This window comes from Paraburkholderia sp. UCT31 (genome assembly GCF_014397655.1).
GTDB lineage: Bacteria > Pseudomonadota > Gammaproteobacteria > Burkholderiales > Burkholderiaceae > Paraburkholderia > Paraburkholderia tuberum.
In genome coordinates, this window is record NZ_VZQP01000016.1 from 84,344 (window position 1) to 98,373 (window position 14,030).

A 14,030-nucleotide genomic window follows, 5' to 3' on the forward strand; every position below is an offset into this window, starting at 1 on the left:
ACGCGCACGCAGCGCTACACACGGAAATCCGCCGCCATGTCCTCGTCGGTGCGCGCTTCGAGCTTGCCGTCGCGGCACGCTTTGATGAACACGTCGTGGTCGCGCTCGACCTGATCCGCGTAGGCGCTCGCGTAGCCGCTCAGCGCTTCGCCGAACTGATCGCCGCGGCCGATGTACGCGCTGATCTCGATCGCCTGGCCGCTCGCCTTCGCATGCGCGCGCGCCATGATCCAGCCGCATAGCCGCGCATAGCCGTCGAGCAGATCGCTGTCGAACAGCTCGATATTCGCGGACAGCTTCATGTCGCGCAGCTGGCGGAAATAGAAATGCCGCCCGAGCGGCCCGGTCCCCCAGCCGAGGAAGACGTCGCTCGCGGCCTGCAGCAGCCGCTGTCCTTGCACGACGCGCTCGCCCTGATGCTTGACCGCCGGCGACCTGTAGAACTGCGCGATGACCGACGGCCGCGCCTGCTTCAATTGCAGGAACAACGGCTTGCCCATGTGATCGACGAGCAGCACGACCAGACAACGCGTGCCGACGCTGCCGACGCCGACCGCCTTGAACACGACGTCGTGCCTCGTGAACTGATCCAGCAGTTCGCGCCGATCGTGCGACATCGTCTTGCGGTACTCGTCCCACACTTGCTCGACCATCTTGTCGACGTTGCCGGTCCGGTAGGTTTCGGTTTCCTCGGCCGTCAACAGCGTGTTCGCACCGTGCACGTGAAACAGCGCGGGCGGCGCATCGTGGATGGTCCAACGATTGCCGTCGAACGAGGCCATTTTTTCGAGCAGGCTTTCATGCGTGCGGCTCGCGGCCTTCTCCATGCCGCGCCGCACCGCGCGCCGACGCTCGGGCGTCAGTGCGATCTCGGCCATGCGGTCGAACGTGATGCGGTCGTACCACAGGTCGAGCGCGCCGAACTGCGCATATTGCGCGACACGATCGCGATACGAGCCGACCGCGGTCATCACCAGACTCTCGGCGGTGCCGCGGCTCAGGCGCATCTGGCGCGCGGCCACGACGAGGCTCGCGCACAGGCGTTTCAGGTCCCATTCGAACGGGCCGATCGAGACTTCGTCGAAGTCGCTCAGGTCGAAGACCAGTTGCCGCTCGGGCGTTGCGAAGCCGCCGAAATTCATCAGATGGCCGTCGCCGCAGATCGGCATGGTGAGGCCGGTGTCGTGCACCTTGCTCAGATCGTGCGCCTGCAGAATCGCGCTGCCTCGAAAGAACGAGAACGGCGAGGCAGCCATGCGCCCATAGCGCAGCGGCACCAGATTCTCGACGCGCTCCGCGCTGCTCTGTTTCAGCAGCTCGATCGGATCGCGGTGCAACTCGCCGACCGCCCGGTGACTCGAGCGTTTCGAATGCTCGCGCGCGGCGCGGCCGCGCGCTTCCCGTTCGGCAATGGTGCTGGCTTTCATGCTTTCTCTCCGTTTTGCGAGTCTTGAGCCGGCGCTGACAGAGACTGCTTGCCGCGCACGGCGTCGTTAACATCGAGGGCTGCAGCCGCGATCATAACGGGTCGAAACACACGATGAATCGCCGCCAGTGAGCGCGGCGCTTGCAGCCGTGGCGGCGAGCTTGCAACCCGCATTGCAACCCGCTTTGCAACCCGCTTGACAGCCAGCCAGTAGCTCGCGTAGTACGCCGTAGTATTTTGCCAACGCCGGCGCGCGCGGGCGCGAAAGCCCATGCAGCCGCGCGCGCACCGCGCGTAGAATCGAGCGCATGCGCCCTACCCTCGCTCCGCAGCGCGAGCCCGAGCTGCCGCTGCATACGCCCAGTGTGTCGTCGCTGACGTTGGCGGCGGTCATTGCGCTGATCGCGTGGATGGCGATCCTCGCGCAAGCCGACCTCACGATCGATCGCTCGCTCGCGCGCGGGCTCACCGTGTTCGACGCGCTCGCGCGCATGAGCAGCTACCTGACCAATCTGACGGTGCTCGCCAGTGCGCTCTGCTTCACCTGCATCGTGCTGTGGAAGCATCGCTCGCCGCTCGTGCGCTTTTTCCGGCAGCCCACGGTCGTGACCGCGGTGGTCGCGTACATCGTGTTCGTCGGCCTCGCGTACAACCTGCTGTTGCGCGGACTGTGGCCGCTGTCGCCCTACCGGCGCCTGCTCAACGAGTCGCTGCACAGCGTGCTGCCGATGCTCGCCGCGCTCTACTGGGTGCTGTTCGTGCCGCGTTTTCATCTGCGGTTGCGCCACGCTCCGCTGTGGCTCGTCTATCCGCTCGCCTATCTCGGCATCACGTTCTGGCGCGGCAGCCTGTCCGATTTTTATCCGTATCCGTTCATCGACGTCGAAACGCTCGGGCTGCGCCAGGTGCTCGTCAATGCCGCGCTGCTGTTCGGCGGTTTTCTGATGCTGCTGGCCGTGTTCGTCGGCATCAATTTCGGGCGTCGACGATGATGTTCGAGCACGTCCCGTTTGGCCGGATGCATGGCGTCCCGTCGCCGGGCGCACTTCTTGCGCGCCTTTCGTCACTGACGCAGGCTCACGCCGCACTGGCACGGCTTGCGCGGCGCCCTTGTGCGAGCGCGTTGCAATTGCAGCGGGTCCGCACGTAAATATGACAACAGGAGCGATGCATATGGATACGAATTCAGCGGCAGGCGCGGTAAAGGAAGTCGCGGGCAAGGTGCAAAGCGCGGTCGGCGATGCCGTCGGCGACACCAGCGCGCAGGTGGCGGGCAAGGCGCGCGAATTGAGCGGCAAGGCGCAGCAGTTATGCGCGAATACGACGAGCCTCGTGCGCGATACGACGGCCGAAAACCCGTTCACGACGCTGGCCGTGGTTGCTCTCGCCGGGTTCGTGATGGGCGCGCTGTGGTCGCGCGGCGGTCGCGACTACGACTGAAGCAGGCACGGCGCCGGATCATAGGCGCCGATCAACAGGGCGCAGCAGTCGCACCAAAGCGGGCGATCCGCCGCAAGCGGATCGCCCGCCGCTTCACTAGCCGCTCTTCTTCTTGCGGCCGGCGCCCATTTCCAGTTCGATCCACGTCGGCGCGTGGTCGCTGGCATGCGGTTCGCCGCGCACCCAACGGTCGACGCCCGCATCGCGCAGGCGCGGCGCGAGGTCGGCGCTCAGCAGCAGATGATCGATGCGCAGCCCCGAATTCGTATCCCAATGACGGCGGAAATAATCCCAGAACGTGTACACGCGTTCGTCGCCGAAATGCGTGCGCAGCGCATCGGTCCAGCCTTGCGCGAGCAGCCTGCGATAACGCTCGCGGCTCTCCGGCTGCAGCAGCGCGTCCTTTAGCCACGAGCGCGGGTTGTAGATGTCTTCGTCGGTCGGCACGACATTGAAGTCCCCAGCGATCACGACCGGGTGGCCGCTCTGGTAGAGCTGCGCCGCATGCGCGATCAGATGATCGAACCACGCGAGCTTGTAGTCGAACTTGGGGCCGGGCTGCGGATTGCCGTTCGGCAGGTACAAACACACGATCAGCACGCCGCCGACCGCGGCCTCGATGTAACGGCTATGCGTGTCGTCTTCGAAACCGGGCAGACCGCGCCGACGTTCGAGCGGTGCGTCGCCTTTGGCCAGAATCGCCACACCGTTCCATGCGCTCTGGCCTTGCCACACGGCGCCATAACCGGCATCGCGCAATGCGTCGACTGGAAATGCGCTATCCACCGCCTTCAGTTCCTGCAGGCACACGACGTCCGGCGCCTCGCGCTCGAGCCAGTGCAATAGCGCCGCCTGCCGCGAGCGGATACCGTTGATGTTGAACGTCGCAATGCGCAGCTTCGCCATGATCATCCCTCCCTCGCCTATTGCTCCGCGACGTCGCGATACTCGGTCGCCCGCGAACACGCGGCAATCAGGGTGTTATCCCCGATCGGTTTTGCTCATAGCATCGACTCCATTTTGGCCCGGTTGGCCAGTTCCAAATTTATCACCCGCAAAGCGGACATTTTCCATCCAGTTCGAACCTGTCGACATCCGCAGCGAAGCTACCCGTAAGTCTGATGAATGGGACTGAAAGTCCGATGATAATTAGACGGTAAGACCATGTGTATTGCATTATAATTTTGTGCACCCACGAGCCGCCGGCACGACGACCGGCTCAGGCCTGCCGGGTTGCTCGCCTGTTTTTTTACTGACTGACTCAAAATCGTTTCAATGGAAGCTGCAATGAACGCTGCCCCTTCATGCCCGCAATGCGCAATGGAAAACACTTACCCTGACGGCACGCTGTACGTGTGCGCGGACTGCGGTCACGAATGGTCGGCGAACGCTGGCGCCGACGCGAGCGATGAACCGGCGGGCAGCGTCGTCAAGGATGCGAACGGCAACGTGCTGTCGGACGGTGATTCGGTCGTGCTGATCAAGGATTTGCGCGTCAAGGGCTCGTCGATCACGCTGAAGATGGGCACCAAGGTGAAAAGCATCCGGATCGTCGGTGGCGATCACGAAATCGACTGCAAGACAGACGCCGGCAGCTTCATGCTCAAGGCCTGCTTTCTGAAGAAGGTCTGACGGGCCGTTCCCCGTTGGCGGCCCTGCCCGGAAGCGCGGTCCGCAGTGCATGATTCAATCGACTGTCTGGCTACCCGAGAATGGCTGAGGATCGAACCTCGTACGACGCGTTCGTCAAATTCATGTCCACGCCGATCAGTAATGAGCAACCGTTTGTGCTGGAGACGCAGCACGCGGTGTCGCTACACTTCGATCACTTCGCCACTCAGAGCTTCATGTCGCTCAGGAATCCGGAGAAGCTCACCCTCGGCTATACACGTGCGATGATGGGATTTCTGCTGCTGCAGCCAGCTCCCACGCACATCTGCATGATCGGACTAGGCGGGGGATCGCTGGCGAAGTATTGCTATCGGCATCTGCCAGAGGTCACGATCGACGCAGTCGAGATCAGCCCCGAGGTGATCGCGCTGCGTGACGTGTTCAGGATTCCGGCGGACGACGCGCGGTTCAAGGTGGTTTGCGCCGATGGCGCGGACTACTTGACGAAGGATCACATCCGCACGGACGTGATCCTGCTTGATGCGTTTGTTGCGCAAGGGATGGCGAGCCGGTGTGCGGACATCGCGTTCTTCGCCGCCTGTCGCGAGCGTTTAACCGAGACGGGCGTCCTCGTCATCAACTTGACGGACGATGATCCGGCCATACCGCGGCACCTCGAGCGGCTGAAATCGGTATTTGGCGTTTCCTATGCGATCGTTCGGTGCGGCGACGACAGCAACTTCGTCGCGTTTGCCTGGAAAAGCGGGCGTCGTTTGCCGCCCAGACAAGTCCTGTTCGAGCGCGCCCTCTCGTTTGACTTTGCAGGCGAACTCAAGCTGTCCATCACTGCTCGCCACCTGAAAGCGGGAGAGCGCCTCGATCCGAAGCGGCTGATCTGGCATGCGCAAGGGCAAGGGCAAGGGCAAGGGCACTGGGAAATCGGCGGTTGACCGGCACCACGCCCCGACCTGGGCGTCACTTTCCCCGCTTGGCGAGTGGACTCTTGGTCTTGTAGGTCACGCCGTGACGCTCGAGATACTCGCGGATCAGTTGGCGGACGACTTGTGACGGCGTCAGATCTTGCGCCGAGCAGAGCATTTCAAATGCTTCTTTCTTGGCGGGGTCGATCAGGACGGTCAGGCGTGCGGTTTTCGTTTCCATTACGAGGACGGGTCGGCGAATATGCTAACCAAATTATAATGCATTTGCTTTCGACGAGGATTCACCCCGCCTCCTATGAGGTCAGTGCCTGCGCTCGAACCGATAGAGATAGGCCAGCACATCGTCGGCGACGGGCACGATCGCGAGTGTGACGAGCACGCCGGCGAGCGGCACGGTCGACACGTAGCCCACATGCTTGAAACCGATTGCGCCGATCAGGCCGCCCACGAAAAACGACGCGAGCATCGTGCCGTGGATCGTCAGCTTCGCGCGGTTTGCGATGACCGCGTGCGCGTCGTCAATGAGCGCCGATCGATTCCAGTAAAAAAGCTTACCCAACTCAATTCCGAGGTCCGTGACGATGCCGGTCATGTGTGTGGTACGGATCTCCGCGCCCGACAGCTTGGTGATCATCGCATTCTGCAGCCCCATGATGAAGCACAGCAGGATCACGGTCACGGGGACGAAGAACGCTTCGCGTAGCGCGAGGTGGCTGCCGAGCAGACCGAACAGGAGCAGCAGCGCGGCCTCGACCGCCAATGGCAGCACGTACTGGCTTTGCAGGCCGCGGCGGCGCCCCCAGTTGACGAGCACGGCCGAGCACCCCGCTCCGACGACAAACGATGCCAGCGAACCGATGCCAGCCAACACGAGCCGGATGTCCCCGAGCGCCGTCTGGTCCGCGATCGCCGACACGATGCCGCTCATATGGGACGTGTATTGCTTGACCGCGAGGAAGCCGCCGGCATTGGTGGCGCCGGCCACGAAGGCAAGAGAAAACCCGAGCTGACGGTTCGCGGTCGTGCTGCGGTGTTTTCCCGTCAGGCTTCGAAAGTACTGCGCAGGCATAGGATCTTCACTCAATCGCTCGGAACAACAGCAAAGACGCGGCGGATAGACGCTTCGCGCACCGCATGCAGGCGAGTTCCGCACAGGGCCGCCGATTCGCTCGAACATGTGGTTCACATGATAACGCTATTATCATATCCTGTTATCCGGATTGGTTTTCTGATGTCATAATGCGGTTCGAGTGAGCCCGGCAAGCCGGAGCTCATTCCATGCTCCTCGTCCCAATCCGAGCGTACTGGAGAAATTCCGGATGGCACCCTTCACGGTCGTCCATTTCGTCCTGCTGGTCGTGGCCGCCTGGCTTGCGACCGGCACGCTGGGTCTCGGAGTTCTGCATCGCACGCGATTCGTTGCACACGGGCTGTTTCCGCTCGGCGCGCTGGGAGGGCTCCTGCTGGGCGCGGCGGGACTCGCCGGCATCTTTTCCGAACCGACCACCGCGGTGCTGCCGATCGGACTGCCCGGGTTGCCGTTCCATCTGCGCGTCGATGGGTTATCCGGCTATTTCCTGTTCGTGCTTGGTGTCGTCAGCGCGGGGATCGACGCCTTCTCCGCCGGTTATTTCCGTAAGGGCGAAGGGTCCGCGCCGGGACTCATCTGCTTCGAATACCACGTTTGCATCGCGAGCATCGCGCTCGTGCTCATCGCCGACGATGCGTATGTGTTCATGGTCGCCTGGGAAACGCTGACGCTGTCCGCGACGTTCCTCGTGATGACCAACCATCGGATCGGCGAGATCCGCCGCGCAGCCTACCTGTATTTCCTGATCTCCCACGTCGGCGCGCTCGCGCTGCTGCTTTGCTTCGGCATCCTGCAGGCGCGCACCGGTGACTACACGTTTGCCAATCTGCGCGCGCAGTCGCCCGACGCGTTGTGGGCATCGCTCGCGTTCCTGTTCGCGCTGGTTGGATTCGGTGCCAAGGCGGGCGTGTTCCCGTTGCACGTGTGGCTGCCGGACGCCCATCCCGCGGCGCCGTCCCCCGTATCGGCGCTGCTCAGTGGATTCGTGCTGAAGGTCGGCCTGTATGGCCTGATCCGGACCGTGTTCGACCTGCTGCACGTGCAGCTCGCCTGGTGGGGTGTGCTGCTGCTCGTGCTGGGTATCGGCACCGCGCTGCTCGGCGTGGTGTTCAGTACGATCCAGGTCGATATGAAGCGCCTGCTCGCGTATTCGTCGATCGACAACGTCGGCCTGATGATCGTCTCGCTCGGGCTCGCGGTGCTGTTTCGCGCGTATGGGATGACGGCCCTGTCCGCGCTTGCGCTGAGCGCGATGCTCTACCAGATCGTCGCGCATGCGGCCTTCAAGAGCCTGCTGTTCCTCGGCACCGGGGCCGTGCTGCACGCCACTGGGGAGCGCAATCTCGGCAAGCTTGGCGGCCTGATCCGTGTCATGCCGTGGACCGCCTGGGCCGTGCTCACTGGCGTCGCAGCCAGCGCTGGCTTGCCTCCCATGAGTGGTTTCGTCGCGGAGTGGCTCCTGCTGCAAAGCTTCCTGTTCACGCCGGGTCTGCAGAATTCCGTGCTGGCGATGACGGTGCCGATTGCGGCCGCACTCGTCGCGATGACGGCAGCTCTCGCCGGTTACACGATGGTCAAGTTCTACGGCATCGTCTTCCTCGGGCAGCCGAGAGAAGCGAAACTGAGTCGCGCACACGACGCAAATACCTGGGAACGGCTCGCGTTCTGCTGGTTCGCGGCGGCCGGTGTACTGCTCGGACTGATGCCTACGCAGTTCGTCAAGGTGCTGGACCGGGTCACGCGCGTGCTCGTCGGTGCCGGGATCGGCGCGGAAAATCATGGCTGGTTGATCTTCGTGCCGGTGTCGACCGCGCGGGCGAGTTACATGCCCGTCGTGTTCATGCTGTTTTTCGTCGCCTGCTGCGGCCTTGCGTGGGTGCTGGTACGGCGCTTCTACCACGGTCGGCTGCGACGGGCCGCGCCGTGGAGTTGCGGCTTCCCGTTTACGACCGCGCGGATGCAGGATACGGCGGAAGGCTTCGGGCAGCCGATCCGGGAGATCTTCGCGCCGCTGCTGCGCATCGAGCGGCAACTGCCGACGCCGTTCGACGCACAGCCGGCCTACCGGGTCTCGGTCGCTGACCGCACGTGGTCGATTCTCTACGACCGTATCGCGGCACTCACGCAATGCGCGGCGGAATGGGCGGGGCGGCTGCAGACGGGCAAGATTGCCGCGTACCTGACCTACAGCTTCGCCGTGCTGATCCTGCTCCTGATGCTGGTGAGACGATGGTGACCGTATCCGGCGTGCTATCGCAAACCCTCGAGATCGTCCTGGCGCTTGCCGCGGCGCCACTGCTCACGGGTTGGGTCAATCAGTGCCGCGCGTGGCTGCAGAACCGGCGCGCGCCCAGCATCTGGCAACCGTACCGGATGCTCCACAAGCTGTTCAACAAGGAACCAGTCGTCGCTTATGGCGCGAGTCTGGTGTTCCGTGGCGCACCCTATGTCGTGTGGGCGGCGATGACGCTCGCCTGTGCAATCGTGCCGACGCTGTCGACCGAATTGCCGCTGTCTCCCGCCGCGGATGCGATCGCGCTCGTCGGCCTGTTTGCGTTCGCGCGCGTCGCGCTGTCGCTCGCGGCGATGGATATCGGCACGGCGTTCGGCACGCTCGGCGCGCGCCGCGAGATGCTGGTCGGTTTCCTCGCGGAACCGGCCTTGCTGATGGTGCTGCTGTCGGCCTCGCTGATCACGCAGTCGACCCTGCTCACGAGCATCGTCGCGACGCTCGGACACAGCGAGCTGACGATCTATCCGAGCCTGGCGTTCGCCGGCATAGCGTTCACGCTGGTGTCGCTCGCCGAGAATGCGCGGCTGCCCGTCGACAACCCGACCACCCACCTCGAGCTGACGATGATCCACGAGGCGCTGATCCTCGAATATTCCGGGCGGCACCTCGCGCTGATGGAATGGGCGGCCAGCCTCAAACTGTTCGCCTACTCGTGCATCGGCATTGCGCTGTTCATGCCGTGGGGGATCGCCGCGGCGGGTAATCCGCTCGCGCTGCTGCTCGCGGTGCCGGCACTCTTCGTCAAGCTGATGGCGGGCGGCGCCGCGTTGGCCGTGGTCGAGACCGCCAACGCGAAGATGCGGATTTTCCGGGTCCCGGAGTTCCTCGCGACCGCCTTCCTGCTCGCGGTGATCGGCATGCTCGTTCACCTGCTACTGGGAGCATGAATGCACACCTACGCGACGCAACTGATCAATTTCCTCGCGGCGGTGCTGCTGATGCTGTCGTTCGCGATGCTGAGTCAGCGTCGGATCCTGTCGCTGATCCACCTCTATACGCTACAGGGTGTCGCGCTGGTTCTGGCCAACCTGATCCTCGGTTTCGTGACCGGTGATGCGCATCTGTACGTGTCGGCCGGACTGACGCTCGTGCTGAAGGTCGGCGTGATTCCGTGGCTCCTGTATCGCCTCGTGCGCAAGCTCGACATCCAGGCCGACGTCGAGCCGCTCATCAACATTCCGACGACGCTGCTGATCGGCATCGTGCTCGTGATCGTCGCGTTCAACGTCGCGTCGCCGATCAGCCAGCTCGCGACGTCGGCCGCGCGCGGCACGCTCGGGATCGCGCTTGCGTGTGTGCTGCTGTCGTTCATGGCGATGATCACGCGCGCGAAGGCGATTCCCCAGGTGATCGGCTTCCTGTCGATGGAGAACGGGCTGTTCTTCGCCGCAACGGCCGCCACCAATGGCATGCCGATGATCGTGGAACTCGGTATCGGACTCGATGTGCTGGTCGGGATTCTGATTCTGGGCGTCTTCATGTTCCAGATTCGCGAGCAGTTCGACAGTCTGGACATCCGTCACCTCGAGACACTCAAAGATGAATGACGCCCACGTCGTACTCGCCGTGCTCGGCATTCCGCTCGTGGCGGCCGCCTCTCTTGCGGCCGTGCGACCCGCTCATGTCGCGCGCAACCTGAACGCCGGCTTCAGCGCCGTGACGTTCGCGGCGACGCTCGTGCTCGCCGCGCGTACCGTCGAGCATGGACCGTCGTTCGCGTTCGAACGCGCATTCTTCGTCGATCCCTTCAACGTGTACCTCGTCGCGCTGACTGCGTTCGTCGGCTGGACGACGTCGCTGTTCTCGCGGCCGTACATGCAGGTCGAAGAGGCGCGCGGCCGGATGACGGCGACGCGCATGCGCCTCTATCACAGCATGTACCAGTTGTTCATGTTCGCGATGCTGCTCGCGCTGCTGACCAATAACCTTGGCGTGCTGTGGGTCGCGATGGAAGGCGCCACGCTCGCGACCGTGCTGCTCGTCAGCGTCTATCGGACCGCCGCGAGCCTCGAAGCCGCCTGGAAGTACTTCATCCTGTGCGGTGTCGGCATCGCGCAGGCATTGTTCGGCACGATCCTGCTGTACCTCGCCGCGAGCCGGCAACTGACCGACGGCGATGCGCTGCTGTGGACGAGCCTTGCCGCCGTCAAGACGCACCTCGACCCGTCCATCGTGTCGATCGCCTTCGTGTTCCTGCTGGTCGGCTACGGCACGAAAGTCGGACTCGTGCCAATGCACAACTGGCTGCCGGACGCGCACGCCGAAGGCCCGACACCGATTTCAGCGGTGCTGTCCGGGCTGCTGCTGAACGTCGCGCTGTACGCAGTACTGCGCTGCAAGGTGCTGGCGGACGGTGCGCTTGGCAACGGCCTGCCGGGGCGATTGCTGGTCGGGTTCGGGCTCGTGTCGGTGCTGGTCGCCTCGTTCTCGCTGTTTCGGCAGAAGGACGTCAAGCGGCTGTTCTCGTATTCGTCGATCGAGCATATGGGATTGATGACGTTCGCGTTCGGCCTCGGCGGCCCGGTCGCGACGTTCGCCGGTCTGCTGCATATGACCGTCCATTCCCTCGTCAAGTCGGCAATCTTCTTTGCGGTTGGCCACGCGACACAGAAGGCCGGTACGCAGGCGATCGAAGGCATTCGCGGGCTGCTGCAGGTCAGCCCGACGGTCGGCTGGGGCATGCTGCTCGGCGCGCTCGCGATTCTCGGCCTGCCGCCGTTCGGTGTGTTTGCAAGCGAATTCCTGATCCTGACGACCGCGATGAACACGATACCGTGGACGGCGCCGTTGTTGCTGCTCGGCCTCGCCGTCGCATTCGCGGCGATCTTCGCGCGCGTGCAGCAAATGGTGTTCGGTGAAACGACGACGGCCAAACCGCTCGAGCATCGCCCCGCGCCGCTGCCGGTATTCGTGCATCTGGGTTTGGGGCTGATGCTTGGGCTTTATGTGCCACCCTACCTGGCGACGTGGTATCGCCAGGCCGCAACGATGTTGTCGGGGTGACGGATGCGACTCGAATCGATGCAAATTGCCGCCACCCGCCTCACGCACCGTGCGGGCCAGATTCCAGCGCACGTGGTGAGCGCCGATGAATCAGTGTGGCTCGAGCTGGCGCGAACCGCGAGATCCGAGCAGCGGCGCCTCGTTGCAATGTGGGGCAGCGAAGCCGTCGAAGACGGTTTCTCGGTGAATGCCGCGTACGAATGCGATGACGGCATATTGTGGGTACGCCTCGCGATCGGGCGGAAGCAGGATGCCGGTGGAAGTTATCCCGATTTCGCCACCGTTTTCCCGTGCGCGACTCGCATGCAACGGGCGATCTTCGATCTGCTCGGCCTGCGGGCGCGTGGCGCCCAGGACACGCGGCCGTGGCTCAATCACGGCAACTGGCCCGAAGATTATTTCCCGCTTCAACGGCAGGCGACGGGTGTCGAAGACTTTGATTCGAGCGAGGCGGACTACCCATTCGTGCAGGTTGCGGGCGATGGCGTACACGAGATCGCGGTCGGGCCGATTCATGCCGGCATCATCGAACCGGGGCATTTCCGGTTCTCGGTCGTCGGCGAGAAGGTGTTGCGCCTTGAAGAACGTCTCGGCTATGTCCACCGTGGCGTCGAGCGTCTGTTCGAACGTACTCCTGCATCGCGCGGTCATCGGGTTGCCGCCAGGATTGCGGGCGACTCGACCGTCGCGTTCTCGTGGGCCTTTTGCATGGCGCTCGAGCAAGCCGGCGGCACGCTACTGTCGAAGCGCGCACTGTATCTGCGAGCGCTTCTGCTGGAACGCGAGCGCGTGGCCAACCACCTCGGCGACCTCGGCGCGCTGGGCAACGACGCCGGGTTCGGCTTCGGACTCGCGCAGTTCTCGCGGCTCAAGGAGGACTGGATACGGATGAACGCCAGTACATTCGGACATCGGTACCTGATGGATCGGATCGTGCCGGGTGGCGTATCGATCGACGTTCGCCCCGACGACGCGGCGGTGCTGGCGGAGCAATGCGAACGCATCGAACGCGAGGTCCACGTGATGCGCAAAGTCTACGATGACCAGTCCGGGCTGCAGGATCGATTCCTCGGCACGGGCCGATTGACCCCCGCTGTCGTCGAGCATTTTGGCGTACGTGGCATGGCCGCCCGCGCCAGCGGTCGAACCTTCGACGTTCGCGCCAACTTGCGGCCTGCTCCATATGACGACATCGCCGTCAAGGCGGTCAGTGATGCGCGCGGTGACGTTGCCGCGCGCGTCGCGGTGCGCTTCGCCGAAATCGATGAATCCCTGCGCCTGATCCGCACGCTGCTGTCCAATCTTCCGGATGGTCCGGTGGTCGTCGCCACGACGCCTGCAACGGCGCCCGCGCAAGGCATAGGCTGGGTGGAAGGTTGGCGGGGGGACGTATTCGTCGCCCTCGATCTCGCCCCCGGCGACGTCATCGCCCGATGCCATTGTCACGATCCGTCGTGGCAGAACTGGCCGGCGCTCGAGCACGCGATCATCGGCAACATCGTTCCCGATTTCCCGCTGATCAACAAGTCGTTCAACCTGAACTACGCGGGGCACGATCTCTGATGTGGCAACTGATCCGGCAATTCGCGCGCACCGATTTTCCCGGCGAACCCGCACCGGCGGCAGAACACGCGTGGCATCACGAGGAGCGACGCATTCGCGAGGATATTCTCGATCTGCTCGGGCGGGCGCTGTGCATCCGGCAGATCGACGCGGGTTCATGCAACGGTTGCGAACTGGAGATCCACGCGCTGAACAACCCGTACTACAACATCGAAGGACTTGGAATCAAATTCGTCGCGAGTCCGCGGCATGCCGACCTGCTGCTCGTGACCGGGCCGGTGACGCTGAATATGCGAGCGGCCATGCTCGCCGCGTACGACGCGACGCCCGCCCCGAAACTCGTCGTTGCCGCAGGCGAATGCGCGTGCACGGGCGGCATTTTTGCCGACAGTTACGCGGTGTGCGGCCCTGTTTCGTCGATCTTGCCGGTCGACGTAACGATCCCCGGATGTCCGCCGCCGCCGATCGATTTGCTGCGAGGCATCCTCGCAGCCTGCCGGGCGCGTTGAGCCCGGAGGTCGATTTCGCATTTTCCCCGTTGCAACGTGCAACTTTTGCCCGTGTTTGCGTGGCTCCAGCCGGGCTCCATCGCGGTCATTGCGCATATTGGCCTGCCTTTATTGCGCAGATCGGCTTTGCGCTTGCAGCGAGTTTTTAATACCG

14 protein-coding genes are annotated in these 14,030 nt (G+C 63.7%); 10 read left to right on the plus strand and 4 right to left on the minus strand.

Features of this window, described 5'->3' with window-relative positions; translation table 11 throughout:
* Positions 1–14: 14 nt before the first annotated feature.
* Entirely contained in the window at positions 15–1,427 is a 1,413-nt protein-coding gene (locus F6X40_RS15805; protein WP_187628459.1) for a DUF2252 domain-containing protein, read from the minus strand.
* A gap of 307 nt (positions 1,428–1,734) precedes the next feature.
* Between F6X40_RS15805 and F6X40_RS15810 the strand changes: the two genes are divergently transcribed.
* Together F6X40_RS15810 and F6X40_RS15815 are read left to right on the plus strand one after the other, a co-directional pair.
* Positions 1,735–2,418 (plus strand): Pr6Pr family membrane protein, encoded by a 684-nt coding sequence (locus F6X40_RS15810; RefSeq protein WP_184072517.1) that lies wholly within the window; start codon positions 1,735–1,737, stop codon positions 2,416–2,418.
* Between the two features lie 181 nt (positions 2,419–2,599).
* Positions 2,600–2,866, plus strand: coding sequence for a CsbD family protein (locus F6X40_RS15815; protein WP_013091250.1), 267 nt, complete (start codon positions 2,600–2,602; stop codon positions 2,864–2,866).
* A 96-nt stretch (positions 2,867–2,962) separates the two neighbouring features.
* Here F6X40_RS15815 and xth read toward each other — a convergent pair whose 3' ends face one another.
* Positions 2,963–3,772: an exodeoxyribonuclease III gene (xth, locus tag F6X40_RS15820; protein ID WP_187628460.1), complete on the minus strand. Its 810-nt coding sequence runs from the start codon at positions 3,770–3,772 to the stop codon at positions 2,963–2,965.
* Between the two features lie 381 nt (positions 3,773–4,153).
* On the opposite strand from xth, the gene F6X40_RS15825 reads away from it, so the two are divergent.
* Together F6X40_RS15825 and F6X40_RS15830 are read left to right on the plus strand one after the other, a co-directional pair.
* The gene (locus tag F6X40_RS15825; RefSeq protein ID WP_187628461.1) at positions 4,154–4,498 is read left to right on the plus strand and encodes a zinc ribbon domain-containing protein YjdM; all 345 of its coding nucleotides are present in this window, start codon (positions 4,154–4,156) and stop codon (positions 4,496–4,498) included.
* Between the two features lie 80 nt (positions 4,499–4,578).
* Positions 4,579–5,427, plus strand: a complete 849-nt coding sequence (locus F6X40_RS15830; protein ID WP_187628462.1) for a spermidine synthase — start codon at positions 4,579–4,581, stop codon at positions 5,425–5,427.
* A gap of 25 nt (positions 5,428–5,452) precedes the next feature.
* Here the strand turns inward: F6X40_RS15830 and F6X40_RS15835 are convergent, their stop codons facing one another.
* Both F6X40_RS15835 and F6X40_RS15840 read right to left on the minus strand, forming a co-directional pair.
* On the minus strand, positions 5,453–5,638 hold the full coding sequence (locus F6X40_RS15835) for a CopG family transcriptional regulator (RefSeq protein WP_090809355.1): 186 nt from the start codon (positions 5,636–5,638) through the stop codon (positions 5,453–5,455).
* An 81-nt stretch (positions 5,639–5,719) separates the two neighbouring features.
* A complete protein-coding gene (locus F6X40_RS15840; protein ID WP_187628463.1) occupies positions 5,720–6,487 on the minus strand; it encodes a YoaK family protein in 768 nt (255 codons plus the stop codon).
* A gap of 250 nt (positions 6,488–6,737) precedes the next feature.
* On the opposite strand from F6X40_RS15840, the gene hyfB reads away from it, so the two are divergent.
* Genes hyfB through F6X40_RS15870 form a run of 6 tightly spaced genes read left to right on the plus strand, consistent with a single transcriptional unit; the run spans position 6,738 to position 13,876 of the window.
* Entirely contained in the window at positions 6,738–8,744 is a 2,007-nt protein-coding gene (gene hyfB, locus F6X40_RS15845) for a hydrogenase 4 subunit B (protein WP_187628464.1), read from the plus strand.
* Entirely contained in the window at positions 8,738–9,688 is a 951-nt protein-coding gene (locus F6X40_RS15850; RefSeq protein WP_187628465.1) for a respiratory chain complex I subunit 1 family protein, read from the plus strand. The genes hyfB and F6X40_RS15850 overlap by 7 nt, the downstream gene beginning before the upstream one ends.
* Positions 9,689–10,348 carry a formate hydrogenlyase gene (locus tag F6X40_RS15855; RefSeq protein ID WP_184010569.1) on the plus strand — a complete coding sequence of 220 codons (660 nt, stop codon included), beginning with the start codon at positions 9,689–9,691 and terminating at the stop codon, positions 10,346–10,348.
* Positions 10,341–11,804, plus strand: coding sequence for a hydrogenase 4 subunit F (locus tag F6X40_RS15860; protein ID WP_187628466.1), 1,464 nt, complete (start codon positions 10,341–10,343; stop codon positions 11,802–11,804). Before F6X40_RS15855 ends, F6X40_RS15860 begins: the two co-directional genes overlap by 8 nt.
* Before the next feature lie 3 nt (positions 11,805–11,807).
* Positions 11,808–13,367 (plus strand): NADH-quinone oxidoreductase subunit C, encoded by a 1,560-nt coding sequence (locus F6X40_RS15865; protein WP_187628467.1) that lies wholly within the window; start codon positions 11,808–11,810, stop codon positions 13,365–13,367.
* Positions 13,367–13,876, plus strand: coding sequence for an NADH-quinone oxidoreductase subunit B family protein (locus F6X40_RS15870; RefSeq protein ID WP_184010575.1), 510 nt, complete (start codon positions 13,367–13,369; stop codon positions 13,874–13,876). Before F6X40_RS15865 ends, F6X40_RS15870 begins: the two co-directional genes overlap by 1 nt.
* Positions 13,877–14,030: the final 154 nt, after the last annotated feature.

Coding starts and splice junctions, on each gene's coding strand:
- F6X40_RS15805 (WP_187628459.1), bottom strand. CDS start 1,427: ATGAAAGCCAGCACCATTGCCGAACGGGAAGCGCGCGGCCGCGCCGCG.
- F6X40_RS15810 (WP_184072517.1), top strand. CDS start 1,735: ATGCGCCCTACCCTCGCTCCGCAGCGCGAGCCCGAGCTGCCGCTGCAT.
- F6X40_RS15815 (WP_013091250.1), top strand. CDS start 2,600: ATGGATACGAATTCAGCGGCAGGCGCGGTAAAGGAAGTCGCGGGCAAG.
- xth (WP_187628460.1), bottom strand. CDS start 3,772: ATGGCGAAGCTGCGCATTGCGACGTTCAACATCAACGGTATCCGCTCG.
- F6X40_RS15825 (WP_187628461.1), top strand. CDS start 4,154: ATGAACGCTGCCCCTTCATGCCCGCAATGCGCAATGGAAAACACTTAC.
- F6X40_RS15830 (WP_187628462.1), top strand. CDS start 4,579: ATGGCTGAGGATCGAACCTCGTACGACGCGTTCGTCAAATTCATGTCC.
- F6X40_RS15835 (WP_090809355.1), bottom strand. CDS start 5,638: ATGGAAACGAAAACCGCACGCCTGACCGTCCTGATCGACCCCGCCAAG.
- F6X40_RS15840 (WP_187628463.1), bottom strand. CDS start 6,487: ATGCCTGCGCAGTACTTTCGAAGCCTGACGGGAAAACACCGCAGCACG.
- hyfB (WP_187628464.1), top strand. CDS start 6,738: ATGGCACCCTTCACGGTCGTCCATTTCGTCCTGCTGGTCGTGGCCGCC.
- F6X40_RS15850 (WP_187628465.1), top strand. CDS start 8,738: ATGGTGACCGTATCCGGCGTGCTATCGCAAACCCTCGAGATCGTCCTG.
- F6X40_RS15855 (WP_184010569.1), top strand. CDS start 9,689: ATGCACACCTACGCGACGCAACTGATCAATTTCCTCGCGGCGGTGCTG.
- F6X40_RS15860 (WP_187628466.1), top strand. CDS start 10,341: ATGAATGACGCCCACGTCGTACTCGCCGTGCTCGGCATTCCGCTCGTG.
- F6X40_RS15865 (WP_187628467.1), top strand. CDS start 11,808: ATGCGACTCGAATCGATGCAAATTGCCGCCACCCGCCTCACGCACCGT.
- F6X40_RS15870 (WP_184010575.1), top strand. CDS start 13,367: ATGTGGCAACTGATCCGGCAATTCGCGCGCACCGATTTTCCCGGCGAA.